Raw genomic sequence first — 25,050 nt, 5'->3', positions numbered from 1 at the left:
ACGAAAGATCGAATCGAATAAAAAGCCGTCAAAAAGCTGTACGATCTGCCGCATACGCGGCGTCGTACAGCTTTTTGATTTGGCGCAGAGCCGGGGCTAAGGAGAGGGAGTGCGGCATGGCGTCGGCAAAAATCGCGCTCAGCGCCTGCCCGGCCCGTCTCTCCTGGAAGACTGTTGGGCGTCTGGCGTGCCTTCGGAGGCAAAGGAAGCGGCATGAGCGGCTGCGGAGGCAGGTTGAACAAGAGCCGCCTTCGCGCTGTCCGGCCGCCTTCCGGACAGCGCGACGCCGATGACGCCCGCCAAAATGGCGGCCGCGCCCAGCAAAGCGGCGGAAGGGACCCGTTCGCCGAGCAGCAGCGCTCCGGCACCCAGCGCGACGACGGCGGAGAGGCTGCCGAAGATGCTGACGCGGGAAGCTTCAAGGCGCGACAGCGCGTAATTCGATAGATACGAGGTGACCAGCGACGACAGCACGCCGAGGTAGAGCATGGCGAGCAGGAAGGACGGAGAGGCCAGCGGACCTAGCAGCCGCGGCAGCGTGCCGTCCGCCGTATGGCGGGTGACCGAGGTCAGGCCGAAGCCGACGAAGCCGATCAGGTTCATATAGTAGGTCAGTTCTTTCGGGCTGTATGTGCCGCTGAGCTTGCGCGCGAGCACATTGTAGCCGGCCTGCGAAAAAGCGGAGCACAGAACCAGCATAATGCCGATCAGGCTGGCGGAGAAGACGGCGCCTTCGCGGCCCGCGAACAGGCAGGCGACGCCGACGACCGACAGCAGCGTGAACGCTTTTTGCGCCCGGCCGGTTCGTTCGCCGATCAGCAGCATCGCCAGAATGAGCGTGAACACCGGCACCGCCCCCTGGATCATTCCGGCCTCCGCCGAAGAAGCATGCACCAGGCCGAACGTCTGGAAACCGAAAAAAGCGATCGGATACAAAAGAGCGACCGGAAGCATCTTGAACGCGCCGGCCCGGACGTTTCGCAGTCCCTGCCGGCCCGGGAACGCGAACAGGGAAGCGGCCGCGAAAGCGAACAGGAAGCGGTAAGCCAAAATATCGAGCGGGTCGGCGGTTTGCAGGGCAACTTTGACGAACAAGAAAGAAAAGCCGATAATGAGCGCGGTAGATAGGGCGGCCGCGTAGGCGCGGCTTGTCGAGCGGTTGGACATAAGCGTTCAGCCTCCGTAATTTGCGATTGAGCGATGCGGCCGCATCTGTATTTTTATTCTAAAGAGGCCTGGAGCATGCTACAATCTACATAATGACAATCTGTACCGGTACAGAAGGGAGGAGGCGTGCGAGTGTACAAATACATGGAGCTGCTGAACGAATTGGAAAGCATGATTGGCGGATCGTTGAAGGAAGGCGACAAGATGCCCTCGATCCGGGTCCTGTCCGACCGCTACTCCTGCAGCAAAAGTACCGTAATCCGCGCCCTGTCCGAGCTGGAACGGACGCATCTGATCTATGCTTCGGCGAAGAGCGGTTACTATGTGCTCGGCGGTACGGAGCGGCGGGAGACGCGGGGCGAAACGATCGATTTTGTCCGCTCCGCCCCGGACCCCGGCATTTTTCCGTACCTCGATTTTCAGCATTGTCTGAACAAAGCGATCGACACGTACCGGAACGACCTGTTCATATACGGAACGCCGCAGGGGCTGCCTTCGCTGATTCGGGAAATGCAGCGGCATTTGACGGACTATCAGGTATTCGCGGAGCCCGACCGGATTTTTATCACCTCGGGCGTACAGCAGGCGCTGACGCTGCTCGCCGGCATGCCGTTTCCGGACGGGAAGCGGACGGTTCTTCTCGAACAGCCCGGTTATCCGCTGTGCGCGGCGTACCTGGAGGAACACCGCATTCCGGCGATCGGCATTCGGCGCGACGCGGACGGCGTCGATCTGGACGAGCTGGAAACGTTGTTCCGAGGCGGCGGCATCAAATTTTTCTATACGATTCCGCGCTTCCATAATCCGCTGGGCGCTTCCTATTCTCGCCGGCACAAAGAAGCGATCGCCGAGCTGGCCGCCCGTTACGGGGTCTATGTGGTCGAAGACGACTATATGTCCGATCTCGAACGCGATGCCAAGTCCGATCCCATCTATGCGTACGACCGCGCGGACCGGACCGTTTACCTGAAAAGCTATTCGAAAATCGTGTTCCCCGGACTTCGCGTCGCCGCCGCCGTTCTGCCCCTCGAACTGACCGAATCGTTCCGGCGCCATAAGCAGCTGCTGGACATCGACAGCTCGATGCTGTCGCAGGCCGCGCTGGAACTGTATTTGAAAAGCGGCATGTTCGACCGGCACCGCGAGAAAATCCGCCGCTGTTACGGCCGGCGCTCGGAGCTGCTGAGCGAAGCGATCCGGGAGGCGCTGCACGCGTATCCCGGAGCTTTTGCGGGACCGCCGCCCGCCGAAGGCGGCATTCATACCCATCTGCTTCCTGCGGCTCCGGCCGCGCTCTCCTCGGCGATCGACCGGCTGCGCCGGCGGGGCATCGTCGCGGAGAGCGCCAACAGTCATTACTTGAGGGGCTTCCGTACCGAAGCCATGCTGAAGCTGAACGTCTCCGGCGTGCGCGAAGACGACATTCCCGTCGGCGTCTCGGCGGTTGCCGAGGAGCTGGCGCAGGCTGTCCGCCGGACGCGGCCGCCCAGCCGAATTTAACCGAAAGGAGCGAACACCGTATGGAGCTGTTCATCAGTATTCTGGTCATGCTCGCGATCATCGGGATCTCGAACGTGGTCAACCGCTTTCTGCCCTTTATCCCTGTTCCGCTCGTTCAGATCGGGCTCGGCGTCGCGGCGGAGCTGCTTCCTCCGCATATTCATGTGCCGCTGGAGCCGGAATTGTTCCTCGTCCTGTTCATCGCTCCGCTGCTGTTCAACGACGGGCGGATGACGCCCCGCAACGAACTGTGGAATCTGAGGGCGCCGATTCTGCTGCTGGCGCTGGGACTCGTCTTCGTGACGGTCGTTATCTTCGGCTATTTGATCCACTGGGTCATTCCGTCGATTCCGCTAGCCGCCGCTTTCGCGCTGGCCGCGATTCTGTCGCCGACCGACGCCGTCGCGGTCGGCTCGCTGGCCGGGCGGATCAAGCTGCCGAAAGACATCATGCGCCTGCTGGAAGGCGAGGCGCTGGTGAACGACGCTTCGGGCCTCGTCGCGTTCAAGTTTGCCGTCGCGGCTGCCGTCACCGGCACGTTCTCGATTTACCAGGCTTCGCTCAGCTTCCTGCTGATCGCGATCGGCGGTCTGCTGATCGGCGCCGTGCTGGCGTTCGTCATTATCCGGATTCGGGTCTTCCTGCGCCGCTTCGGGATGGAGGACGAGACGCTGCACGTACTGATCCAGCTGGTCACGCCGTTCGTGCTGTATCTGGTCGCCGAGCACCTGGGACTGTCCGGCATCCTGGCCGCCGTATCGGGGGGCGTCGTGCACGCGATCGAACGCGACCGCGCCGAATCGACCCGCGTCAAGCTGCAGGTCGTTTCCAGCAGTACATGGTCGGTGTTCCTGTACGTGCTGAACGGCCTCGTCTTCGTGCTGCTCGGCCTGCAGCTGCCGGAAGTATTGGGCACGATCTTCGAAGATCCGAAGGTCAGCAGCCTCGGAGCGCTGTGGCATGTCGCCTGGATTTCGGTGGGACTGATCGTGCTGCGTTTTGTTTGGATTTATGCCTATTGGCTGTTTACGAACCGCCGCAGCGGAACCGGACGGAGCGGCATGGCGCTGTTCAAAGCGGCGGCACAGACCGCGCTGTCGGGCGTTCGGGGCGCCGTCACGCTGGCCGGCGCTTTCTCGATTCCGCTGATGCTGTCGGGAGGCACGCCGTTCCCCGAACGGAACCTGATCCTTTTCCTGGCGGCGGGAGTCATCTTGTTTACGCTGCTGGCGGGCAGCATTCTGCTGCCGCTTCTCTCGGGCAGGGAGCAGGCGGAAGCGGGGCAGCAAACCGAACAGCCGCTTAAACGCCGCATTTTGAGCGCGATCGCCCAGCGACTGGGGCAGGAAGACCTGGACGAAGGCCGATCCGTCGCGGCGTCGGAGATTCAAGACTTCACGAAATATTTGCAGCGGATGGAGGAAGCGACCCAGTCCTACGCGGCCGATCCGGAAGCGCCTCGCCGCGAAGCCGATCTGATGTACGCCGGCATCCGCGCCCAGCGCCGCGAACTGAGCCGGATGGTGCAGGACGGCGAGCTCGGCCAGGAGGAAGCGACTTCGATCTTCGAGCATCTGACGCGGATCGAAGAGAGCATTCCGGGCCGCTTGGAAGCCCGCGTGGCCGCTCCCGCCGCCGACATCGGCCGCTTCGCCGCCGCGCTGTTCGCCCGCGGCCGCCGCGGCGGCATGGCGGATAAACAGGCGTTCTGCTCGATGCAGACCGCCAAGACCCGCATGGCGCAGGCAGCGATCGAGGCGATCGAGAAGCGGACGACCGACGAGAACCGCATCGAAGCCCAGCGGTTGATCGACGGCTACAACCGGCTGATCGGCCGTCTGGCCCAGGTCAATTTCGGCCTGCTGGGCGAAGAGACCGAAGAAGAACGGGTAGAGCGGGAGCACCGCATGCAGGAGCGCCTCGCCGCCATTCAGGAGCAGCGCGACCACGTGCAGCGTTTGTTCGAAAAAGGCGAGATCTCGCGCGAACTGGCCGGCCGCCTGAGGCAGTTTATCCGGTACCTGGAGACGGACGTGCCGGAGGAGGAGAATTTCGGGCATTGATTCCGCAAGGAAACGCCAAAAAATGCGCATCGCAAAAACCCCGAACCTGCAGCTTGGCAGGTTCGGGGTTTTTCTTGAAGAAACCCGAAGACTTGGTGATGAGCCGCGATCATTAGCGTTCATTGTCAGCGCTGTCGGATGGTCAGGATATTTGTTCGAGCGACAGTATTCGAAAGGTCTAAATGCTGCATAAATGCTGCAGAAATCCATCATTTTCGGAGACAGAACACACATCGGAGAAAAATGTTGCCGGTATCCATCATTTTTGTGCGAAAACCTCTTATAAGCTGCGAAAAGATCGAAAATGATGGACACTTGCAACATTTCGCTCAAAAAAGCTCCTCGCCGCACGAAAATGATGGATATTTGCAGCATTTGCGGCCGCGTTTTATTCCGGACTGCCTTTCTTATCAAGCTGTGTGCGAAAAGGCCTGCCGAATCGGCAGGCCTTCAATCTTCGGTAACGGATTTGTTCGCGATCGCAAGCTTACAAATACTCGTCCATCCAACCCGCGATATGCGACAGCCGCGCCACACGAAGCGACGGATGGCCGCCGCGCGACAGATCATGGCTGGCGCCCGGGAAGCGGACCAGCCGCGTTTTGCGGCCGAGGCGCTTGAGGGCGGTGAACAGCTGCTCGGCCTGTTCGATCGGACAGCGCAGGTCCTGCTCCCCGTGCAGGATAAGCAGCGGCGTGCGCACCTGCTGCACGTAGGCGATCGGCGAATGTTTCCACAGCAGCTCGGTGTCCTGCCAGGCGTCGCCGCCGATCTGGTCTTCCGTGAAGAAGAAGCCGATGTCGCTGACGCCGTAGAACGAGATCCAGTTCGAGATCGAGCGCTGCGTCACCGCCGCTTTGAAGCGGTCGGTATGGCCGACGATCCAATTCGTCATGAAGCCGCCGTAGCTGCCGCCCGTCACGCCGAGGCGGCTTTCGTCGATAAAGTCGTAATGCGCCAGCGCGTAGTCCACCGTCTCCATCAGGTCGCGATAATCCCCGCCGCCGTAATCGCCCCGGCAGGCGTTGACGAATTCCTGGCCGTAGCCGTGTCCGCCGCGCGGATTGGAGAAGATCACCGCATAACCTTTGGACGCCAGCAGTTGGAACTCGTGCATGAACGTATGCCCGTACATCATGTGCGGGCCGCCGTGGATTTCGAGAATCGTCGGCACTTTGCCCGCCGAACCGCCGCCGTCCGCGTCTTCCGAATCGAAGCCGACCGGCTTCATGATCCAACCGTGCACCTTCCAGCCGTCCTTCGTGTCGACCCAAAAAGCTTCCGGCGCACTCAATTCATGCTCGCCGAGCCAGGAGCCGTTGGCATCGGTCAGGCGCGTTTCTTCCTTCGTGCCCGGCAGGAAGCGGTACAAATCGCCGGGATTCAGCGCATCCGAGATTGCGACAATGAAGCCGCCGTCGTGATCCGGCGTCAGCTGATACACGTCGCGGTCGCCGTCCATGAGCACTTCGTGCCCGGATCCGTCCGCCGCAAAACGGGCCAGTCCGGCGCTGCCGCGGCTCGTGAACAGCGCGTACACCGAGCTGCCGTCTTCGGAGAACAGCGGGTCCGGCGAACCGAGTCCCGATCGCATGTCGCCCACGACGTAATTGCCGACCAGCAGGTCGCGATCGCCTACCAAGCAGAGCGCTTCGCCGCCTTCGGCCGGAATCAGATAGAGACGGCTCAGCGTCGCGTTGCGGTAAGACTGATCGCTCGCGAAGAACGCGATTTTCGAGCCGTCCGGCGACCAGGCCATCTGGCCGATGCCCCAATCGGAGCCCGTCAATTTGCGGAGATTGCCGCCGTCCGCGTCCGCGACGTACAGGTCGCTTACAAGCAGGAAATCCGGATCGTTCTCTTCGCCTTCTTCCGGAATATAGGCGCTGAAAGCAAACCGCGAACCGTCCGGCGACCAGGCGAAGCTTCCCGCGTCGTAGCCGCCCGACGTCACGGCCTGCGCCTCGCCGGTCGAAGCGTCGACGACGAACAGATGGTTCCGCTTGCCGTTCCACAAGCCGCCGCCGTCGCTTTTGTAGCGGATGCGGTCGATGACCGTTTCTCTAAGCTCTTTCTCCTTGCCGTCCCCGCTTTGTTGTTCTCCCGCGGCTTCTTCGCCTGCCGCATCGACTTCCGAAGAGACGAGCAGCTGCAGCCCGTCCGGCGACCATTTGAACGATCCCGCGCCGTTCGGCAGGTCGGTCAGCACGCGGGCTTCGCCGCCGTTCGCGGGAATCAGCCAGATCTGCCGCTTGTCGTCCCGCTTGCGGATGAAGGCAAGCTTGCCGCCGTCCGGCGACCAGGAAGGGGAGGAATCCTGCTCTCCCGAAGTAAACGCAAAGTCGCTTTCGCCGTTCGCGTCCATGACGCGAATTTTGGTGAGATAGCCGTCCCGGTTTTCGTTGACGGTCCGTTCCGTGTAGACGATGCGTCCGTCCGCTTTCGATACGTCGGGCGCGCCCACCCAGACGAAGCGGTACAAATCTTCCGCGGTCAATCCGCGCTTTTCGCTCATTGCTTACGCCTCCTATGTATATGCTGCAGTTACGCTAACTTTCATGATACGGGATGTGGGAAAAATCGGCAAACCGGACATGACGCGGAAGAAACGGCGAAAAAACGGGATCGGTTCGGCCTGCAGGCAAAATAAAAGCTGTCGGTTTTTGCCGAAAGCAAGCATTATGCGACCTGCGATTCATTGGCGATTGGGTAAAAATACCGTAGAATTTATTTTAATAAGCGATTGAAGACACTGAAAGCTGTATTTCGAGGAACTCGGCCGCACAGGCTGTTTTGCCGGAAAAAGAAAGGTGAATCAATGCGGAATGAAGGCGACGGAAGAAATTTTGCGGGTGTGGCGGCGGTTTGACGATTTTCCGATGGAGACCCTGACCAAAGCCTGGCTGCACGCGAACGGCGAAAAGTTCGGCCCGAGAAGCGTGGAGCGGATGCGCGAAGACCGGGGGAAATACGGCACGTCCGGCAATTGTTTCGACCTGGCGCTGTGGCTGCTCGACGAGCTGCGAAACGAAGGCATAGCCTGCTATCCGGTCGGCGAGCATCTGGGAACCGACGACGCGCATGCGGCGGTCATCGCGCTCGGGCACGAAGGGGAGCGGTATTTGTGCGACCTGGGCGACCAATGGATTCAGCCCGTGCTGGTGGAACCGGATCGAGAGGGTTATACCGAGGCGCCGCTGTCCGGCTTTTTCCCGGGCGCCCGCATCGCGGTGTCTTCCGACGGTCAAGCGGCGAACATTCGCTATATGCGCCCCGGAGGCAAGGAGAGCCGAGCCTCGTTCGACCTCGAGCCGACGAGCGAAGCGGAGTTCAAGGAGGCCGCGGCTTATTCGCAGGGCCTGCTGTCGCGGCCGCTGGTGGAGAAGCGGATTCGGCTGTGCACCGGTACCGACGGACGGACGGTCCACTGGGAATACGAGAACGGACAAGCGCGGGTCAGCAGCGATCGAGGATTGTTCCGCGAGAGCGAGCCGAACGGCGAAGAGACATGGGCAGGACGCATATCGAGGCGGTCGGGCATCGACGAGAGCGTCGTGCGGATCGCGCTGGATGTGTATGCGGAGGAAGGAATGGCGTGAGGCAGGGAAGCCATCGGTTCGGCGGAAAAAAAGAAGGACGGGACGCGGCGCAAAGCCGCGTTACCGTCCTTTTTTCGCTGCTCCGAGCCGTTCGAACAGAAACGGTTTTTCTTCCAGGTAAGCCCGGATATAAGCCAGGGCGTAGGGCTGTTCGCTCCGCAGATTCGCCGTTTCGTTCGGATCGGAAGAATGATGGGCATAATTTTCGATCATGATCGCGATCATATCGAAGCCGCATCGCCCGAAGTCGATCGGAAACGGATCGTAGCCTCGGAAAACGAAATTTCCCGTATGCAGATCGCCGTGGATCAGGCCGTGGTTTTCTTCGCCGGGCAAAGTCGTTTTTTTCTCTAAGGCTCATGTCGAACGTTCCTTGCTGATCCCTTTAAAGGGGAGTGCGGTTTCAGCGGCCGCACCATATGAATGTCCAGCGGTTCCAGCGCGAACAGCTCGGGGTCCGGCCGGTCCGTATTGACGCTGCCGAAGCTGCGGTAGAAGCCTACGGCCGAACTCGTTTCGGTCGACGAGATGTAGAGCGCCGCCGCGCCTCGCGCGGCCGCTTCTTCGCTCAGGACGCCCATCAGCCGCGAACCGATGCCGATTCTGCGGTAAGGGCGGCTCACGTACATCAGATCGACCTGCAGCGTGTCGGCTCTCGGCCCGATCCAGCGATGCCCGAGCACGCCGAAGCCGGCCAGCCGTTCGCCGTCGTAAGCGCCGAACGCGGCGCCGCCGGCTTCAAGTTCGCGCCGGAAGCGGCTCTGAAGCTCGGCCAGCTGCTCTTCGTTCCAGGACGGGCATTCGTGCCCGGTTGCCGTCCAGACTTCGCGGCCGTTCTCGATGCGGCAGATCGATTCGATCTGTTCGGAGCGGTCGATCTGCGCAAGAGCGGCCGCATCTTCGGGAGCCAGCTCCCGGATTTCAATAGGGGGACTTTGCGTCTGCGGATTTTGCATGGTCATCCTCCTCTTGTCGTCGGCACAATGCCGTCCAATAGCTCCAGGCCTCAAGATAACCGGGCAGATCGTGCGGGTGATGCTTGACGCTGAGCCCGGTTCGGCAGTACAGCTGAATCAGCGTTTCTTCGATCAGCCTCGGGCGTCGGATTTGGACGTGTTCGAGATCGTCGAGCGCGGCGAGCAGCGTCTCGATGTTCAGGTCGTCCGGAGACGAGCAGAACGCGTACAGAAAATCGTACAGGATAGGCCCCGCCATGGGCGACGGGTCGATGACGCCGATCAGCGCCGAATCGCGGTAAACGAAATTATGAACGCCCGTGTCGCCGTGCAGCCCATATTTCGCCCCCTGTTCCGCTTCGGAATCGAACAATTTATCGGCCGTTTGTTTGACGTATCGGTAATCGTCTTCCGTCAGCACGTTTCCAAGATTGATCCGGGCTTCTTCGATGCCGATCTCGTTGAACTCGCGCCAGCTTGCCCTCGGGTATTCCGTTCGGCCCCAATAATCGGCGTCTTCGCAGGGCTCGTACCGGTTGAGCAGTCCGACGGTCAGCGCCTTCATCCAATCTTTTTTGGCCCCGCGGTTGAAATGGGTCGTGCCTTCCATGAACGCGTACGCAAAGTAAGAGTCGTCTTCCGCCGTCAGCAGCACTTGTGGAAGCAGCGGGGAACTTGCGTAGGCTTCGAGCAGCCGCCGGACGGGACGAACGGAATCGGGATGATCGAACTTTAAAACATAGGCGTTTTCCTGCCGGGATTCCAGCTTCAGCACAAGCCCCGCGGTCGTGCCGGATAATTTCTCGATACGTACGATTTCTTCGCGAACGCCGTGCCGTCGGAACAGGTCGTTCACGTTATGCAGGGTAGGTTCGAACATCGCGGGTCAAACTCCTTCTCGCTGTTTTTCATATGCAAAACGAATAACGAATTCTTCGAATAGCTTCAGCGGCTTCAGCGTGTCCTCGTACCAGCGCGCATTCATAATGCCAAGAGGTTGGAACAGATGAAGGTTGGCAAAATCGACGGCTTTCATGCCGGTCGCTTTCTGAAGGATCGCCGTCAATACTTGCGAACAGCCGGAATTGTAATTCATTTTTTCGCCCGGGTCATGCCTAAGCTCTCTATCGAACACGAATTTCACGATGTTCGGACTGAACACCATCGGAGCGAAAAAGTTCCACTCGCCGAATTCCGGCCAGTCGAATCCCGCCGACATGGTCAGCAGATCTTCGATCGTGATGTCCCGCTTGCGGGGGGCGTCGAGGCTGCCGATCAGGATCGACAAAATGCTTTTTGTGCACGAGTTGATTTTTTGCGGACCGCGTTCGATTTTTCGGTTCTTGTAATATTCGAACACCAGACGGTCGTCTTTCATGACGAGACAGCTTTTGATCTTGACCTTTTTGACCGCTCGTTCGAATTCGTCCCGGACTTCGGCGTTCCCTTACCTGCTTATAATTTTTATCGCTGTGAATAAGCATATGCCGCGATCATCTCGCCCCAGGGCGCGACGCCTTCTTCGGCAAAGCCGACTTTCGCATACAACTTGCGGGCCGCCTCGTTGGCGGGATGATAGCCGAGACGTACAAGCTCGCTCCGATCCGGTCGTTCCCCGATCTCTTCGATAACGCGAAGAACCGCTTGGAATCCGGCTCCGGCCTGCTGATAACGGGCATCAATCATCAGCCGGTGAATCCAGTACATGCCATGATCGTCAGGGTCCGGTCCGAACAGCGTATAGCCGATCATCGTATCTCCCCGGTAGATCGCCAGACTCGAAAAGCCCGGCAGAAACTGCGCTTCGGCGATCGAGTGGACGTTGGGCGCGATAAGATGCCGCTGCTTAGGCTTGACGCTCAGCGCCGCGCATTCTTCCCAGTTTTCCCGGGTGAGCGGGCGAAGAGTAATCGATGGTTGGATAAGTTGGATAAAGTTCACCTCATTATTAGAGTTCGTACCAAAAAACGCGGTAATCGAAATCCGGCGACAGCCCGGTATTTTCCGCGATGCGGATCGATCCGGCGTTCTCCGGCGTGCAGTCCCAGTAAGGACGCAGTCCGCGCCGGATGCATTCCTGCACGTAATGTCGGGCGACCGCGGTTCCGCATCCGCTGTTGCGGTACTCTTCCGCGGTCTCGATATCCACAGCATGCGTGCTGCCGTGCACGAAGGCGGAAAAGCACAGACTGACGATCCGCCCGTCCTGCTCCGCCAAACAGCCGAAGCCATGCTCCGCAAAAGCGTCGAACGAATCCCAGCATGCCAAGATTTTTTGTTTCAAAAAAGAAAAATCGGCAAACTCCCGGGACTTCAGCAGAGCCAGGTCCATGCTGCGGATTGCGGTCCGGGGCGGCAGTGTCCGAACTTCGGATGCTTGCGCGGGAACCGGGGTGTGATCCGGCTTCAAAGCAAACACATGCTGCCGATCGACCTGCACACGGCGGACGGGAAAAAGGGAGGACAGAACTTGATCCGAAACGGCGGAGTCGACTCCGATCTCTACAGTGCCGAGCCGCTGCCCGGCGAGCCGGGGTTCGATATGCGCGCGCATGCAGGCGTCCAAGCCTGCCGACAAAGACGCGCTGCGCGGATCGCCGATCAGCTGAAATCCCTGCAGACCCTGCATCCAGACGAGAGCGGCGGTCGGCGATTCCGGATGATCCGCATAAACGGCGCCGGGATTCGTTCCGCAGGCGACAGCGCGGGCTTCGATATTTCGGCAGGATTCCAGCAGCAGGAACACTTTATGAAAATGCTGCCGATCCAATTCGGTAATCATAAGGCATCTCCTTCAAAAGAAAGTTTGGCGGCGACCCGGTCATTCGGCCGATCTCCGATAAGCCGTCAGCAGATCGTCGACCGGAATGCCGTCGATCGTCATGCCGGCGTACCTGCAGTCCGCAAGGCGTACGTTCGAGAGATCGCAGTTCCGGATCGACGTCCCCGTCAGCGAGACGTGCAGAATCTCCGAACCGTCCATCGAGGAGTCTCCGATCCGCGAGCCGCGGAGATTGGCGTTGGCGAGCCGCAGCTCCCTAAGATTGCAGTTGTTGAAAGAAGCCTGCGCCATATTCAGATGGGAGTAAGCCGAACGCGACAGATCGCCGCCCATGAAGTCGGCCTCGCTCAGATCGCAGTGCCGGAAATCGGCGCGGGCGAACGAGCGGTTTTCGAAGCGCGGAGCCGGAGGGAAACAAGCTTCGTCCGCGGACGCGGACGTGCCTGTTTCGTCTGTTCTGACGATGTGGGCATCGTCGCGGGCCGCCGAGTCATGTTCCCCATCCGGTGCATCGGCGGTTTCGTTGGCGTCTGTCCCGTGCGGCGAAAAAGATGGCCCGGCTGCCCGGTTAGCTCCGGATACGCCGATCTTTTTGACGTAATACGCGTATTCCTCGTCTTCGCCGGTATGCACATAGCCGTTTTTTTCGTAAAAATGCAGGTTGCGCGGGCTGCGGACGATCGTGTCGAGCGACCACTCCGTAACGGAAGCATGCTTGCGTTCGATCAGGTCCAGCACCCGCGAACCGATGCCGGCATTCTGCGCGAAAGGCGAGAGGTACAGCCGGTCGATCCGTCCGTGTTCGCGTCCCGTCGTCGAGACGAGCACGACGCCGACAAGCCGGTCTCCGAGCATGATTTTATCGTACAGTCCATCCCGCATCTGATAGATCTGCATGGACAGCGAATCGAATCCGGGAATATAAGGGCGCTCGCCGCCTTCGTACCATCTGCGCGTTTCGTCCGCTTCGATCTCGATCATCAGCGCGCGCAGATCTTCCGCGTCGCCTGCGGCCGCCGTTTGCAGGCAGAGCTCCTTCCCGAGGGAGAGCTGCGCGGATTTGCTTTCGTTTGCGATTTTCGCAGGGGTACTTTCGTCCGGCATCCGTTTGCGATCATGGGTTCCGTCCGTTGGACGTTCCAGCGCGTAATGCAGAAAAAGGCCGTCTTCCAGCATAAGTTCGCCGAGACGTTCGAACCCGCACTTTTGCAGCACGCGGTTCGAAGCGACGTTATTCGGGCGGGCAAGACCGTTGATCAGGCGAAGGTCCGTATGCGCGAACAGCCAATCGGCAAGCAGCGTGACGGCCTGCGTCATATATCCTCGGCCGCGGCAGGCGGCGGACAGGCCGTAGACGATCTCGCGGTTAGGCCGGGGAAGCTCGTCCTTGATGCCGGTGCAGCACCAGCCGACGAAACGTCCGCTCGAACGTTCGATCACCGCGAGCCGCAGCATCCGGTCTTCGACTTGAGCGCCCCGCGCCGCCGCCTCAAGGAATTCGCGACTGCCGGGAATCTCGTAGTCGCGCAGCCATACTCTCCGCGTCTCCTTGTCGACATGCCAGTCGGGCAGAAATTCGCGGATATGCGGCTCGGCAGTCACGGCGCAGAAATCGTTCAGATCTTCCGGCACGAATTCGCGCAGCAGGATGTCCCGGCTTTCCAGCGTAAACGGCGCGGATTCGCCGGGAATCGAGCCGTAAATCGAAGAGTTGTTCATCTTAAAGTCCTTTCGCGCGGGCTGGAGTCAACACTACAATTCCGCACCGTAACGATGTTCTTCGGTCACGACCTCGAAGCCGGCGGCGCGATAGACCTTCAAAGCGTCTTCGTTGCGGACTTCGACGTCGAGTTCCGCGTCGGCGCAGCCCAGATTCCGGATCTCGTGCAGCGCCCGGTTCAGCAGAGCCGAAGCCAGGCCGCGTCTGCGATGAACCGCGCGGGTCAGCACTTCTTCGATCTCGCCCGTCTCGCCGTCGGAGACCCAATACATCAGGCTTGCCGCCGGGCTGCCGTCCCCGTCACAGATCTGAAGCATCCGCCAAGCGGGACGCGATACGATCTCGGCCAGACGCTCCGCGCCGATCGGCGTTACCGGCCAGATCTCCATATCGAGCGCCAAATATTCGTCTGCCTGTTCGCTGTTCAAGGCGTCGAATTCTCGCCAGGTGTAGCCTTGGGGAAGGGGGAAAGCGTCTGCTTTTGAAGAACCGTTTGCTTCGGCTGGTTCGGCGGCGTTCGGCGAGCGTCTGTCCGCGAATTCATGGCACATCCGATACTGCCGCTTCAGCGGCGAGAACTCGGGACGCGCGGCGAAGTAGTCGGTATTGGCCGCTTCTTCGACGTAATTGCCGAAACAGAGCAGCGTGCCGTGCGTATCCGGCAGATTATTTCGGATTTCCAGCGCGCGAGCTTTCAGCGTCTCGTACATCGCGTTCATCAGCTCGGCATCGTTTTCGCGTTCGGGCAGCGTTTTCAAATTGAAGAAAATGCGGTGCTTATTCGACGCATCAGCGGCGGCCGGCATGATGCTGAACACGTCGACTTGGCCTTTGGCGATCATCTTGTCGCCTTCGAACGCGCAGTAGACGTTCGGCCAATTCTCCGGCTCGCCGACCCACCAGAAGGTGACGCGCCGTCCTTCGGCCGTTTGATTGTAAAAGGCACCGAGTGCCGGGAAGTCGCTTTCGCGGAAATGTCGGATCGAATAAGCGGCAGTCGCAGGTTGCATGGAAATCAAGTCCTCCTTAGGAACATCGGAATTCGCAGAATGGGATTGCATGGAAATGGAATCCTCCTTTCCGGCGGGCAGCCCGCCTGCTTCCAGTATGCCCCCGATCGGCGCGGAGAAATGAACCGTTCTTGCGGAGATGGATAGAAACAGATGGGCTGAAATAGAGGGGAGCGGATGGAGAGGAAAGGATAGCAGCCCGGCCGTCGTTCAGCGTACGGGCGGAATCGGCGAAAAAGAAGACCGTCAAATCCGTAGGCTTGGAGATTCGACGGGGGAACCGGGAAGAAGGAGGAAGAAGCGAAGACGCGCTTATGGCCCGCACCGCCGCCGAGATCGAGGCGCGGTTCGGCGCGCCGCTGCCGATCGGCTAACGGATCGTATGTCCGTTAAAGAGACGAATATGACGGGTTTTGGATACTAACGGATCGTATGTCCGTTAGAAGCTTGATATTTGCTGTTTTCCGCTTCAAAACGCTCGATTTCGGCTCTAAGCGTCGCTTGGTTCCGTTAGAAATTTCAACTGCCGCAAAACGTCCGCTAAGCGTCATCTCGATCCGTTAGCGGATGGATGTCGATCGCTTCCTTTTCATTTTACGGCGCGAAGCGATGCGCGATATCCCCTCCTCTTTGCGCCGACGCCGTTTTTCTTTTTTTCGGTTCGTTCTGTCGTACGCCGTGTCTGTTCGCCTCTTCCGCTCAAGCGGTTCGGCCAAACGCCGACTTTGACGCCGAAGCTGACGCTTCCGGCTTTTTTTGTTAGGATAAGAGAAAAGTTCGGACACGGGAAAGGACCGCAGGGAAGCCGGGCGGGGGAACAAGGATGAACGAAAAAGCGCAGCGCATTCATACGGAATCAAGCGAAAATACGAGCAAAGAAACGAACAAGGAACCGGACAGGCGGCGGGGAGCGGATTTTTCCGGGGAACACGGGGCGATCGAAACGATCGAGCGGGTGCTTCAAGAGGTGGAACGGCGGATCACGGAGAAAATCGTGCTCGATGAATTGGCGGAGCATGTGCATCTGTCGAAGTTCCATCTGCATCGCCTGATTCGGGCCGCGACGGGACTGCCGCTCATGGAGTACATCCGTGCCCGCAGGCTGTCGGCCAGCGCTAGGGATCTGCTGGGCGCGGGAAGCGGAGGCACGGTGCTGGATGTCGCGCTGGCTTACGGCTTCGACCACGAGCAGTCTTACATCCGCTCGTTCAAGCGGCAGTTCGGCGTGACGCCGGCGCAGTTCCGCCGGGGCCGCCGGGAGATCATGCTGGTGGAGCGTTACGACACGTCGGCGCTCAAGGAGATTCGGCGCGGCGTCGTGTTCGAGCCGACGTTCGTCATGAAGCCGCAAAGTTTGTACGCCGGACGGAAGGCGACGATCGACGTCGCGGACAATTTGCAAAACTTTACGGCGAATCTGCACGGAGCTTCTTTTTTCTACGAGGAGTATCCGAACATTCCGAACAAGCTGAACCCCGGCGTGTACATCGGGCTGACGCTCTATACGCCGGAACATCTGCCGCACGCGACGGATTACTTGACTTCGGCCGAGGTCTCGTCGTTGGACGGGCTGGAAGGCGAGTGGGATACGGCCGTCATTCCGGGCTGCAAATACGCGGTGTTCAAATACATCGGGAATTTCCATGCGGAAAATCTGAATATCCACGACCTGAACGAGATCTGGAATTACATGGACGAATGGTTGGCGCGGTCGCCTTACGTGCAGTCTCATCCGCACCATTTCGAATACATCGACATCGCGAGCACGCGGGACGATTACTGCGAAGCGGATCTGTATCTGCCGATTCGGGAAGCTTGAGCCGCCGAGGGAACCGGAATTTTTCTCATCGATTTCTAATGCGGATTTGTGAAACCATAACGTGCCGGTCGGGGTATGTAACGCATAACCAGGCGCATGATGCCGATCGTCCGCGAAAGATGCGGCGGATCGGCTCGCGCTGCGAGGAGAGTGCATCGATGAAAAGAAAATTCGTATTGGCCTTGGTTTTGTTCGCCGCCGCGCTGACAGGATGTTCGGCGGTGGAGGAAGTGAACCGCTCGGTGAGCTATACCGGCGACGCGGTCGATTATATCAACGACGCTTCGCAGTGGGCGCAGGATCTGCCGCAGATGGCGCAGAACGCGGCGAACGATCCGCAGGCGCAGGAGCAGTTGGAGCAGGAGCTGGATCGGGTGCAGCAGCGCGCATCCGAATTCGCCCAGACGGACGTCCCGGAATTCGCGCAGGGCATCCATCAGCAGCTGACCGGTTACAACGAGACGCTGAACACGCAGATCGACGGGATTCAGCAGCGCATCGAAGCCGGAGAGTTCACGCCGGATCTGCTGCAGGATTCGCAGGTCATGCAGACGATTCAGAATATCCGAGGACTGTTGGATCAGGTGCAGCAGTTGGGGCAATAGAGGGGAGCGGAAGAAAACCTTACATCCCTCTTGCCGATGTCAGCCCTTGATCCTTATAATGAGCAGAAAAAAGAAAGGGCGATCGCGCATGAAGGTCATTCTGCTCAAACATTTCGATTTCGACGATCCGGCCGTGTTTACGGGCTGGGCGGAGGAGGAAGGCCATCGCCTGAATATCCTGAATCCGACGAGAGAGGCTCTGGACGATTCGCTGCTGGACGGTACCGATCTGCTGATCGTCGGCGGCTCTCCGGCCGGCGTCTATCAGGAGGACGAACACCCGTGGCTCGTTCCGGAAAAAGCTTTCGTCCGCGCCGCCGTAGACCGCGGCATCAAGGTCTTCGGCATCTGCTTCGGCGCGCAAATGCTGGCGGAGCTGCTGGGCGGCCGCGCGTATGCCCATTCGCTCAAAGAGATCGGCTGGCACGAGATCCGCCGCAGCGAAGCCTTCCATCCGGCGCTGGTCGGTCTGCCGGACGCGTTCCGCTCGCTTCAATGGCACGGCGATACGTTCGATCTGCCGCCGGGCGCGGTGCGCCTCGCGAGTTCGGAGCACTGCGCCAACCAGGCGTACGCCTGGGGCGATAATGTGCTGGCGGTTCAGTTCCATCTGGAAACGTCGCAGTCCTGCATGCGCACGATGCTGGACGTCTGGGAGCATGATTTGCGCCGGGACCACGTCACGGTTCAAAGCGCGGAAGCTATCCTGTCGGAACAGGAGCGCATCGCGGAATCCTTTGCTTTGCTGCGCGGAATCCTGAGCAATTTCGCGGCGTCCGGCATGCCCGCCGGCCCGCTTGAGAAAATATAAAATTTCTTGCTGTATTTTCTTGAAAAACCTCTGTACCGCGCAGCAATTTTCGGTATAATCTTTCATAGAGAAGCGGTCGATCCGGAGATCCCGAATCGGCCGCTTTTGCCGTTCGTTCGGAGGCGGTCTGTACCGATCGAACAGGCGCTTTGTCGAGCTTTACAGAAACCGTTTTCGGCACAGGCGGCGTGTTAGGCGAGACGTCCTGTTCCCGCGGTTCTTTCGATAGAAGTCAGAAGTCGCAAGAAAAGCTGCAAGAAGCAAGCATCCGAAGGAGGACTGAACGAAGTTTGAAAAAGTTGGTCTGGATGGGGAGCTTGTTTTATCTCCTCATGGGTTTCATTAAGGTTACCGTCGCTTCGATCATCACCGTGCTGCTTCCGCTGTACGAACGGGTCTACACCGATGCGGGCGCGCTGATCTTCATCGAGTTCGGCGCTTCGATCTTCGGCATGCTGATCCAGCCGTGGCTGGCGAATCGCATGTCCAAAAAGGCGATGCTGCATATCGGCGCCTGGGGCGTCGCCGCTTCGTATCTGCTGATCGCGTTTCTGCCGCCGTGGTCGCTGCTGCTGGCCGGATTCGCGCTGGCGGGCTTCCTGGGCGGGATTATCGAATCGGTCATCGCGGCCGTCATTCTGGAAGGGCTGCAGTCCAACGCCGCGATCGCGATGAGTCGGCTCGAAGTCGCTTTCGGCGTCGGCTCGCTGGTGCTTCCGCTGGCGATCGGGGTGCTGATCGCGGGCGGACACTGGAGCTACGCGCTCTTCGGCATCGCGGCCTACTGCGTATTCCTGTCGCTGTTCGTCCGCTTTGCGCGCTTCGGCGACGCGGAGCCGCTGTTCCGGCCGGCGCACAAAGCCAAGGCGGAGGTGCCGAACGCCGTTCCGGCGGGAGCCGCTTCGTCCGGCCCGGTCGGCGCGGTCGTGGCCGCCGCGGCGACGAATCACCCTTCCGCCCGCAAAAAGCGCATCTTGAGCGCTCCGGGCGCGCTGATGCTCCCGGCCTTCGTCCTGCTGTTCTTCTTCTACGGCGCGACGGATATCGGGCTGGTCAATTACTTGCCTTCGCTGATGCTGGAAACGGGCATGGCCGACGCGGCCGCCGCGCCGATCAGCGTCACCGTGTTCTGGGCCGCCATGATCGCGGGGCGGATGTTCGCCGGCTACGAGGCCGAGAAGCTCGGCTACCGCAAGTATCTGTTTATCCACTGGGGCGGCATGATCGCGCTGCTGTCGCTGTTCGCGATCAACCGCAACGCGGTTGTCGGCTATGCGCTGATCGTGCTGCTCGGATTGACGCTGTCCGGCCTGTACGTCGTCACGCTCGTCTACGCCAAGACGCTGATGCCGCGCAACATCGCGCGCAACACCAGCATCCTGATGGCGGGCTGCGCCGTCGGCGGCGGATTGTTCTCCGTTACCGCCGGCCGCATGCTCGACACGCTGCCGCCGTCTTACGTGCAGTGGATGATGGCGGGCATCGCGCTGCTGAGCCTGCTGACGTACGTCGTTTACGCTAAGGAGCGTCAGGCGAAGCCGGCCGCGGAACTTTCGCGAGCGCAGGCTTAGAGCCGCTGCGCGCTTCCTGACCGGCGGAGAGGTTGCCTGCTCCGACACATCTGCTCAAGCCGCTCTCCCTTTCCGGGCAGGGCGGCTTTTTTCCTATGCGGACTCCCTTTACAATGAAGACAGAGAATCGCACCCGAAAGGAGAACCCCAGCGAATGGACTATTACTTTCTCGAATCCCAATACCCCCGCAGCGGATTTATCGGCGGAGAAACGATTTTCGCACCCGAACTGAACACGAATTATTCGGCTATCGACGATCCGCTGCCGGAAGGAACGACGGCGGAGGTCGTGCTGCTGTCGTCGGTACGCAGCCTCAAAGCCGATTATTTCGAGACGACGACGGGGACGAAGATCATATCGGACGGCTTCAAAACGCTGCTGGAACAGCGGCGAACGGGGGTGCAGTTTATTCCTGCCGCCGTACGCTGCCACGACGGACGTCCGGCCGCAAAGACCTATTGGGTCGCGCATCGGCCGGACCGGCTGGACGTCTTCGATTACGAACGGTCGGAATACGGGCGCAAAGCGGTCATCGCCGCATCCGTGCATGAACCGCCGCGCAAGATCGTGAAGGTCGTGTCCCGGATCTGCCTGCGCGAAGAGGAGATCGGCGGACGCGAATTTTTCCTGCCGGCTTACGTGAATCTGTGGAAACCGATCATATCGGCGGATTTTTACGAAGCCTGCCGCAAGCATAAGCTGAATCTGCATGTCACGGCGGTCGGACAGATAAACGTCTAAAATTCAAAATAATTCGCTCTCCCCATATCCGCTTTCGCCGCTCTCCGTTAAAATAGGGAGATGATTCAAAGCCAAACGGACGTGTTAAGCATACATCAATTGCATCTGCGGAACTTTTTCCCGGTCCGTACCTAACAAATTCTAGGCGATAGCGGAGGTCGACATGGAAACGGAAGCACTCAAAAACGTAGAGCTATTAGCGCTCAAAAAGCACAAGATTTACAAGCAAAGCGTCATCCGCTACATCCTGCGCTCGGTTCTGGCGAGCATGTTCATCGGCTTCGGCGTCATCGTGGCGTTCCGCGCCGGCAGTTTTTTCTACCTCGAACAGTCCCCGCTCACGTACCCGATGGCGGCGCTGACGTTCGGCGCGGCGATCATCCTGATCTCGTACGGCGGCGGCGACCTGTTTACCGGCAACACCTTCTACTACACGTATGCCGCGCTGCGCAAAAAGCTGCGCTGGGCGGAAGTGGTCAAGCTGTGGATCATGAGCTACGCCGGCAACTTGATCGGAGCCGCTTTTTTCGCGGGCTTCATCTTCCTGACGGGGTTGTTCGCTTCGCCGGATATCAACGGGTTCCTGCTCAACGTCGTGCAGCACAAGATGGAAGCGCCGACCAGCCAGCTGTTTTTCCGCGCGATTTTGTGTAACTGGCTCGTCTGCATGGCCTTCTTCGTGCCGATGTTCATGAAGGAGAACGGCGCGAAGATGTTCGCGATGATGCTGTTCGTGTTCTGCTTCTTCATCTCGGGATACGAGCACAGCATCGCCAACATGTGTACGTTCGCGATCGCGCTCGTCGTCGATCACCCGGCGGAGATTTCCATGGCGGGCGTCGTGCATAACTTGGTCCCGGTCACGATGGGCAACCTCGTCGGCGGCGTCGGGCTGATGGGCTTCATGTATTACGTGGTCAACAAGCCGTTCCTGGATCAGGAAGACCTGGAGAACCATTGATCGGCGGTAAAAGATGACACTTGCAGAATGCGCAAAAAGAAGGGAGAACCGATACGATCGGTTCTCCCTTCTTTTCGTTTGCGTTCGTTCGAGGAATCGGGCGGGCTTATTTCAAGCTTCCGCTGCCTTTTTCCGTCAGGTTTTTGAGGAATTGAAGCGCTTCGGCCCGGGTGAGCGTGCGGTTTCCGTTAAACGAAGCGATCGTTTTTTGCGTTTTGCTGGTGCCGCTGGCGATGCCGGAAGAAAGCAGGTAGCGGATCGCGGCGTTTCCGGTGTAATTCTTGCCGTCGGCGGATGCGATCAGCTCGGCTACCTGAAGGCGGGTCAGCATCTGGGTGCGTGCCGATTTCGACGCGCTGCCTTGCACCGGAAGACCCAACTGCTTGGCGCGGGCATAGTACGTATTCGACCACGTACCCGAAGTCGAGTTCTTCACTCCCGGCTCGAAGGTGCGGATCAGCATGGCCAGGAATTCGGCTTCCGATACCTTGGCATTCGGCTTGAACTGTCCGTCGGCATAGCCTTTGGCCAGGCCGCGTTCGAACGCCCATGCGACCGTTTCGCGTCCCCAGAACTTGGCCGGGACGTCGGCGAACGGAAGCTTGACCGGTGCTGCGGCCGTCGGCGACTGAGCCGGAGCGGACGGAACCGGAGTCGGAGCCGACGGCGTTGTCGCTGCCGGAGCCGGCTTAGAAGCAGCCGGAGCCGGCGTCGTGACGGCAGGCTTGGACGGAGCAGGAGCTGCCGGAGCCGCAGGCGCCGGCGCGGCTCCGCCGCCACCGCCGCCGCCACCGCCGCCGCCGGAAGGAATCTGCGCGCTGCCGCCGGAAGGCGCAGGCGTTGCTACGACCGGCATCTGAACGGCCGGAGGAGCCGCCGGAGCCGAAGGAGCCGGCGCGAAGGACACAGGCGCGGACGTATCCGGCGCCGGCGTCTGGGAAGCTCCGTTTTCGGCAGGCGCCGCTTGAACGGCCTGCGTTCTGCCGGAGACTTTAACGCCCTGCGATTCGTTGCCGGACGTATCTACCGTCGTCAGACGGAATTCGTACGCCGTATCCGGCGTCAGGCCTGCTGCCGTGTAGACGCTGTCCGTCACGGTCGTAGGCTGCGCGGAAGAGTCTTGATAGACGCGGACTTCTTTGAAGTCGATGTCCGCCGGGAACGTCCAGCCCAGTGTCAGGCTGTCCGTCGAAGCGGCCGTGACGGCGGCGCCGCCGACTTCCGCCGGAGCGGCCGTGTCGTTTTGCGTTTTGAATGTCACGAATCCGTTCCCGTACAGATTGTCGCGGCCCGGCGTACCGAGATCGACCGCATAGCTGTCCAGCAGCCCGCGCAGCACGGAAGCGGAAGCGCGAGGGTTTTTCTCTTTGAGCAAGGCCAATTGGCCCGCCACGTGCGGAGCGGCCTGGGAAGTGCCGTCGCCTGTAGCGTATTTTTCTCCAGGATAAGTGGACGTGATGGCTACGCCCGGCGCGGAAAAGTCGACTCTCGGGCCGGCGGAAGAGAAGCTCGCGTGCTGCAGGTTCTGATCGACCGCGGCTACCGAGATCACGCTGTCGTACTTGGCCGGGTAGTTGACGGTATCCTGGTTGATGTTCTCGGGCTTTCCGCTGTTGCCCGCGGCGGCAACGACGACAATGCCCTGCTGGGCAGCTTTATCGACCATATCGTGCAGGGATTGCGCGTCTTCGGCGCTGCCGAGCGACATATTGATAATGTCCATTTTATTCTGGATCGCCCAGTCGAGCCCTTCCAGAACGTCCTTCAAATCGCCTTGGCCGTTGGCTCCCAGAGCCTTGACGGCGTAGAGGGAGACTCCGGGCGCGACGCCGGCGACGGCGCCTTTTCCGCTGTCGGCGGCGATAATGCCCGCGACATGCGTGCCGTGGCCGTTATCGTCGGCGAAGTTCGGGAAATTCGTTCCTTCGCCGACGGTAGATACGCCGCCTGCGATCTTCAGTTCGCTGTGAGGCGAGATGCCGGAGTCGATCACGGCGACTTTGACGCCTGCTCCGGTGAAGCCCTTCTGCCACATCGTATTCGGTGCGACCTCAATGAAGTTCCATTTCGACTTCTCGGTCGCGTTCGCCGGAGGGGTGGAACTGAAGCCTTCAAGTTCCGAATCGGCGATCTGGAACGAAATGTTGCGTTCTATATAAGCAATGTCCGGATTCCGGACAAGATCCTGCAGATCTGCGGGACTTACGGTAGCCGACACGGCCGGCAGCGTCTCGAATTCGTGCTGGACCTCGGTGCTTTGTTCGAGCGCCGCTTCCTTGCCGTCTTCGTTTTTATAGACGATCACGACATCCTGGTCGGTGCCTTCGATCGCGGAAGCCGCGGTAGCGGCCGGCAAGCCCGATTGGGCGAGCAGAGGCAGGACGAGCAGGGAAGACAGGGCGACGGACAGATGCTTTTTATTCATGGTGTATTCTCTCCTCCTCGTATATTCGACAAACGGGGTCAAATGAATCCATAAGCCTGGGACATGTACATATATCGGCCGCGAAAGGCGCGGAATTTAGCGTCTGCCATAAGATTGTGCAAAATTTTTTGTTTTTAAAGGAAGAAAGAGCGCTTACCCTTGCCGTCTTTCGATGCCGATTTTTTGGTCGAATGTTATCAAAAGTTCACCAATAATGGATTCATTAATGAACAATATGAATGTTATTCTTTTTGTTTGTTTCAAAATATCGAAATTTTTTTAGAAAAAAGTTGACTGTAAGCGCTTTTAGACTTACTATATAATCACATAATGATCAAAAGTTAATCAATACATCATCGAAAAGGGAAAGCGGCTTTTAAATTACTGCAAAGGGGAACGGTCATGAGAGGACAAGACATCGCCTGGGGCATTGCGCCGATCGGTTGGCGCAACGACGACATACCGGAGATCGGCGCGGGCAATACGCTGCAGCACCTGCTCAGCGATATCGTCGTAGCGGGATTCGAAGGGACCGAGGTCGGCGGATTTTTTCCGGAGGCCCATCTTCTAAACAAAGAGCTGCAGCTGCGCAATCTTCGGATTGCCGGTCAGTGGTTCAGCAGTTTCATTATTCGCGACGGCCTGGATCGGGTTATCGGCCAATTCCGGACGCAGTGCCGCTATCTGCAGGAGGTAAAAGCGGACGTGATCGTCGTCTCCGAACAGACGGGCAGCGTTCAAGGATTGGACCGCAGCGTCTTCGCCGAAAAGCCGGAATTCGACGATGCGGAGTGGAAGACGCTGTGCGAAGGACTGAACGAGCTCGGCGGCATTGCCGGGGAGTACGGACTTCGTCTCGTGTATCACCATCATATGGGCACGGGCGTCCAGACGGCGGAAGAGATCGATCGTCTGATGGAAGGCACCGATCCGGCACGTGTTCAGCTGCTGTACGATACGGGACATATTTTCGTGTCGGACGGAGACTGCATGACGATTCTGCGCAAGCATATCGGACGCATCGGGCATGTTCATTTCAAGGACGCCCGCTTGAATGTGCTGGACGACTGCAGACGGAACGGCAGGTCCTTTATGCAGTCGTTCTTGAGCGGAATGTTCACCGTGCCGGGCGACGGCTGTATCGACTTCAAGGAAGTCTTCGATTTCCTGATCGCCGAAGGTTATAAGGGGTGGATCGTCGTCGAGGCCGAACAGGACCCCGATGTGGCGCATCCGCTGGAATACGCTTTGATGGCAAGACGCTACATTAATGAAAGGCTGCTGGCGCAGACTCCAATTCAGACCTGAAAGCGAGGCGA

Annotated in this window: 20 protein-coding genes and 1 pseudogene; 10 read left to right on the top strand and 11 right to left on the bottom strand. The window is 59.5% G+C overall.

The window, feature by feature from the left end; all coding sequences use genetic code 11:
• Positions 1–138: 138 nt before the first annotated feature.
• Complete coding sequence (locus GYN08_RS15330) at positions 139–1,167, bottom strand: DMT family transporter (protein WP_166275787.1); 1,029 nt, start codon at positions 1,165–1,167, stop codon at positions 139–141.
• Positions 1,168–1,299: 132 nt separating this feature from the next.
• Here GYN08_RS15330 and GYN08_RS15325 point away from each other — a divergent pair, with 132 nt between their 5' ends.
• Both GYN08_RS15325 and GYN08_RS15320 read left to right on the top strand, forming a co-directional pair.
• Positions 1,300–2,667, top strand: a complete 1,368-nt coding sequence (locus tag GYN08_RS15325; RefSeq protein ID WP_166275785.1) for an aminotransferase-like domain-containing protein — start codon at positions 1,300–1,302, stop codon at positions 2,665–2,667.
• 20 nt (positions 2,668–2,687) lie between these two features.
• Positions 2,688–4,730, top strand: coding sequence for a Na+/H+ antiporter (locus GYN08_RS15320; RefSeq protein ID WP_166275783.1), 2,043 nt, complete (start codon positions 2,688–2,690; stop codon positions 4,728–4,730).
• 487 nt (positions 4,731–5,217) lie between these two features.
• Here GYN08_RS15320 and GYN08_RS15315 read toward each other — a convergent pair whose 3' ends face one another.
• Positions 5,218–7,245 (bottom strand): S9 family peptidase, encoded by a 2,028-nt coding sequence (locus GYN08_RS15315; RefSeq protein ID WP_166275781.1) that lies wholly within the window; start codon positions 7,243–7,245, stop codon positions 5,218–5,220.
• Between the two features lie 295 nt (positions 7,246–7,540).
• Here GYN08_RS15315 and GYN08_RS15310 point away from each other — a divergent pair, with 295 nt between their 5' ends.
• Entirely contained in the window at positions 7,541–8,329 is a 789-nt protein-coding gene (locus tag GYN08_RS15310) for a hypothetical protein (protein ID WP_328802960.1), read from the top strand.
• A gap of 60 nt (positions 8,330–8,389) precedes the next feature.
• On the opposite strand, the pseudogene GYN08_RS15305 reads toward GYN08_RS15310, so the two are convergent.
• From GYN08_RS15305 to GYN08_RS15270, 8 genes and pseudogenes are all read right to left on the bottom strand, one after another.
• Positions 8,390–8,656: pseudogene (locus GYN08_RS15305) on the bottom strand (phosphotransferase); the annotation flags it as partial.
• Positions 8,657–8,679: 23 nt separating this feature from the next.
• The gene (locus tag GYN08_RS15300; RefSeq protein ID WP_166275777.1) at positions 8,680–9,285 is read right to left on the bottom strand and encodes a GNAT family N-acetyltransferase; all 606 of its coding nucleotides are present in this window, start codon (positions 9,283–9,285) and stop codon (positions 8,680–8,682) included.
• Positions 9,251–10,165, bottom strand: coding sequence for a phosphotransferase (locus GYN08_RS15295; protein ID WP_166275775.1), 915 nt, complete (start codon positions 10,163–10,165; stop codon positions 9,251–9,253). Before GYN08_RS15295 ends, GYN08_RS15300 begins: the two co-directional genes overlap by 35 nt.
• A 6-nt stretch (positions 10,166–10,171) precedes the next feature.
• Positions 10,172–10,663, bottom strand: a complete 492-nt coding sequence (locus tag GYN08_RS15290) for a serine hydrolase domain-containing protein (RefSeq protein ID WP_166275773.1) — start codon at positions 10,661–10,663, stop codon at positions 10,172–10,174.
• 86 nt (positions 10,664–10,749) lie between these two features.
• Positions 10,750–11,226 (bottom strand): GNAT family N-acetyltransferase, encoded by a 477-nt coding sequence (locus tag GYN08_RS15285; protein WP_328802959.1) that lies wholly within the window; start codon positions 11,224–11,226, stop codon positions 10,750–10,752.
• Between the two features lie 7 nt (positions 11,227–11,233).
• Positions 11,234–12,067, bottom strand: a complete 834-nt coding sequence (locus GYN08_RS15280) for a GNAT family N-acetyltransferase (RefSeq protein ID WP_166275771.1) — start codon at positions 12,065–12,067, stop codon at positions 11,234–11,236.
• Between the two features lie 39 nt (positions 12,068–12,106).
• The gene (locus GYN08_RS15275; RefSeq protein ID WP_166275769.1) at positions 12,107–13,786 is read right to left on the bottom strand and encodes a GNAT family N-acetyltransferase; all 1,680 of its coding nucleotides are present in this window, start codon (positions 13,784–13,786) and stop codon (positions 12,107–12,109) included.
• A 33-nt stretch (positions 13,787–13,819) separates the two neighbouring features.
• Positions 13,820–14,797, bottom strand: coding sequence for a GNAT family N-acetyltransferase (locus tag GYN08_RS15270; protein WP_166275767.1), 978 nt, complete (start codon positions 14,795–14,797; stop codon positions 13,820–13,822).
• An 823-nt stretch (positions 14,798–15,620) separates the two neighbouring features.
• On the opposite strand from GYN08_RS15270, the gene GYN08_RS15265 reads away from it, so the two are divergent.
• The 6 genes from GYN08_RS15265 (at position 15,621) to GYN08_RS15240 (ending at position 21,306) form a co-directional block, all read left to right on the top strand.
• Positions 15,621–16,616 carry an AraC family transcriptional regulator gene (locus tag GYN08_RS15265; RefSeq protein ID WP_166275765.1) on the top strand — a complete coding sequence of 332 codons (996 nt, stop codon included), beginning with the start codon at positions 15,621–15,623 and terminating at the stop codon, positions 16,614–16,616.
• Between the two features lie 158 nt (positions 16,617–16,774).
• Positions 16,775–17,221: a DUF6376 family protein gene (locus GYN08_RS15260; RefSeq protein WP_166275763.1), complete on the top strand. Its 447-nt coding sequence runs from the start codon at positions 16,775–16,777 to the stop codon at positions 17,219–17,221.
• 88 nt (positions 17,222–17,309) lie between these two features.
• Complete coding sequence (locus tag GYN08_RS15255) at positions 17,310–18,032, top strand: type 1 glutamine amidotransferase (protein WP_166275761.1); 723 nt, start codon at positions 17,310–17,312, stop codon at positions 18,030–18,032.
• 290 nt (positions 18,033–18,322) lie between these two features.
• Positions 18,323–19,603, top strand: coding sequence for an MFS transporter (locus GYN08_RS15250; RefSeq protein ID WP_166275759.1), 1,281 nt, complete (start codon positions 18,323–18,325; stop codon positions 19,601–19,603).
• Between the two features lie 154 nt (positions 19,604–19,757).
• Positions 19,758–20,345, top strand: a complete 588-nt coding sequence (locus GYN08_RS15245) for an imm11 family protein (RefSeq protein ID WP_166275757.1) — start codon at positions 19,758–19,760, stop codon at positions 20,343–20,345.
• Positions 20,346–20,508: 163 nt separating this feature from the next.
• A complete protein-coding gene (locus GYN08_RS15240; RefSeq protein WP_166275755.1) occupies positions 20,509–21,306 on the top strand; it encodes a formate/nitrite transporter family protein in 798 nt (265 codons plus the stop codon).
• Positions 21,307–21,412: 106 nt separating this feature from the next.
• On the opposite strand, the gene GYN08_RS15235 is transcribed toward GYN08_RS15240, so the two are convergent.
• Positions 21,413–23,731, bottom strand: coding sequence for a S8 family peptidase (locus GYN08_RS15235; protein WP_166275753.1), 2,319 nt, complete (start codon positions 23,729–23,731; stop codon positions 21,413–21,415).
• Between the two features lie 402 nt (positions 23,732–24,133).
• Here GYN08_RS15235 and iolE point away from each other — a divergent pair, with 402 nt between their 5' ends.
• On the top strand, positions 24,134–25,039 hold the full coding sequence (gene iolE / locus GYN08_RS15230; protein WP_166275751.1) for a myo-inosose-2 dehydratase: 906 nt from the start codon (positions 24,134–24,136) through the stop codon (positions 25,037–25,039).
• Positions 25,040–25,050 lie beyond the last annotated feature (11 nt).

This window comes from Saccharibacillus alkalitolerans (assembly GCF_011090185.1).
GTDB classification, from domain to species: Bacteria; Bacillota; Bacilli; order Paenibacillales; family Paenibacillaceae; genus Saccharibacillus; species Saccharibacillus alkalitolerans.
The sequence above is the reverse complement of the archived record's forward strand: the minus strand, read 5'-3'. Positions and strand labels throughout refer to the sequence as shown.

Excerpts from the sequence above, each read along its gene's own strand:
- GYN08_RS15330 (WP_166275787.1), bottom strand. The coding sequence starts at position 1,167 with ATGTCCAACCGCTCGACAAGCCGCGCCTACGCGGCCGCCCTATCTACC.
- GYN08_RS15320 (WP_166275783.1), top strand. The coding sequence starts at position 2,688 with ATGGAGCTGTTCATCAGTATTCTGGTCATGCTCGCGATCATCGGGATC.
- GYN08_RS15315 (WP_166275781.1), bottom strand. The coding sequence starts at position 7,245 with ATGAGCGAAAAGCGCGGATTGACCGCGGAAGATTTGTACCGCTTCGTC.
- GYN08_RS15300 (WP_166275777.1), bottom strand. The coding sequence starts at position 9,285 with ATGCAAAATCCGCAGACGCAAAGTCCCCCTATTGAAATCCGGGAGCTG.
- GYN08_RS15295 (WP_166275775.1), bottom strand. The coding sequence starts at position 10,165 with ATGTTCGAACCTACCCTGCATAACGTGAACGACCTGTTCCGACGGCAC.
- GYN08_RS15290 (WP_166275773.1), bottom strand. The coding sequence starts at position 10,663 with ATGAAAGACGACCGTCTGGTGTTCGAATATTACAAGAACCGAAAAATC.
- GYN08_RS15280 (WP_166275771.1), bottom strand. The coding sequence starts at position 12,067 with ATGATTACCGAATTGGATCGGCAGCATTTTCATAAAGTGTTCCTGCTG.
- GYN08_RS15275 (WP_166275769.1), bottom strand. The coding sequence starts at position 13,786 with ATGAACAACTCTTCGATTTACGGCTCGATTCCCGGCGAATCCGCGCCG.
- GYN08_RS15270 (WP_166275767.1), bottom strand. The coding sequence starts at position 14,797 with ATGCAACCTGCGACTGCCGCTTATTCGATCCGACATTTCCGCGAAAGC.
- GYN08_RS15265 (WP_166275765.1), top strand. The coding sequence starts at position 15,621 with ATGAACGAAAAAGCGCAGCGCATTCATACGGAATCAAGCGAAAATACG.
- GYN08_RS15260 (WP_166275763.1), top strand. The coding sequence starts at position 16,775 with ATGAAAAGAAAATTCGTATTGGCCTTGGTTTTGTTCGCCGCCGCGCTG.
- GYN08_RS15255 (WP_166275761.1), top strand. The coding sequence starts at position 17,310 with ATGAAGGTCATTCTGCTCAAACATTTCGATTTCGACGATCCGGCCGTG.
- GYN08_RS15245 (WP_166275757.1), top strand. The coding sequence starts at position 19,758 with ATGGACTATTACTTTCTCGAATCCCAATACCCCCGCAGCGGATTTATC.
- GYN08_RS15240 (WP_166275755.1), top strand. The coding sequence starts at position 20,509 with ATGGAAACGGAAGCACTCAAAAACGTAGAGCTATTAGCGCTCAAAAAG.
- GYN08_RS15235 (WP_166275753.1), bottom strand. The coding sequence starts at position 23,731 with ATGAATAAAAAGCATCTGTCCGTCGCCCTGTCTTCCCTGCTCGTCCTG.
- iolE (WP_166275751.1), top strand. The coding sequence starts at position 24,134 with ATGAGAGGACAAGACATCGCCTGGGGCATTGCGCCGATCGGTTGGCGC.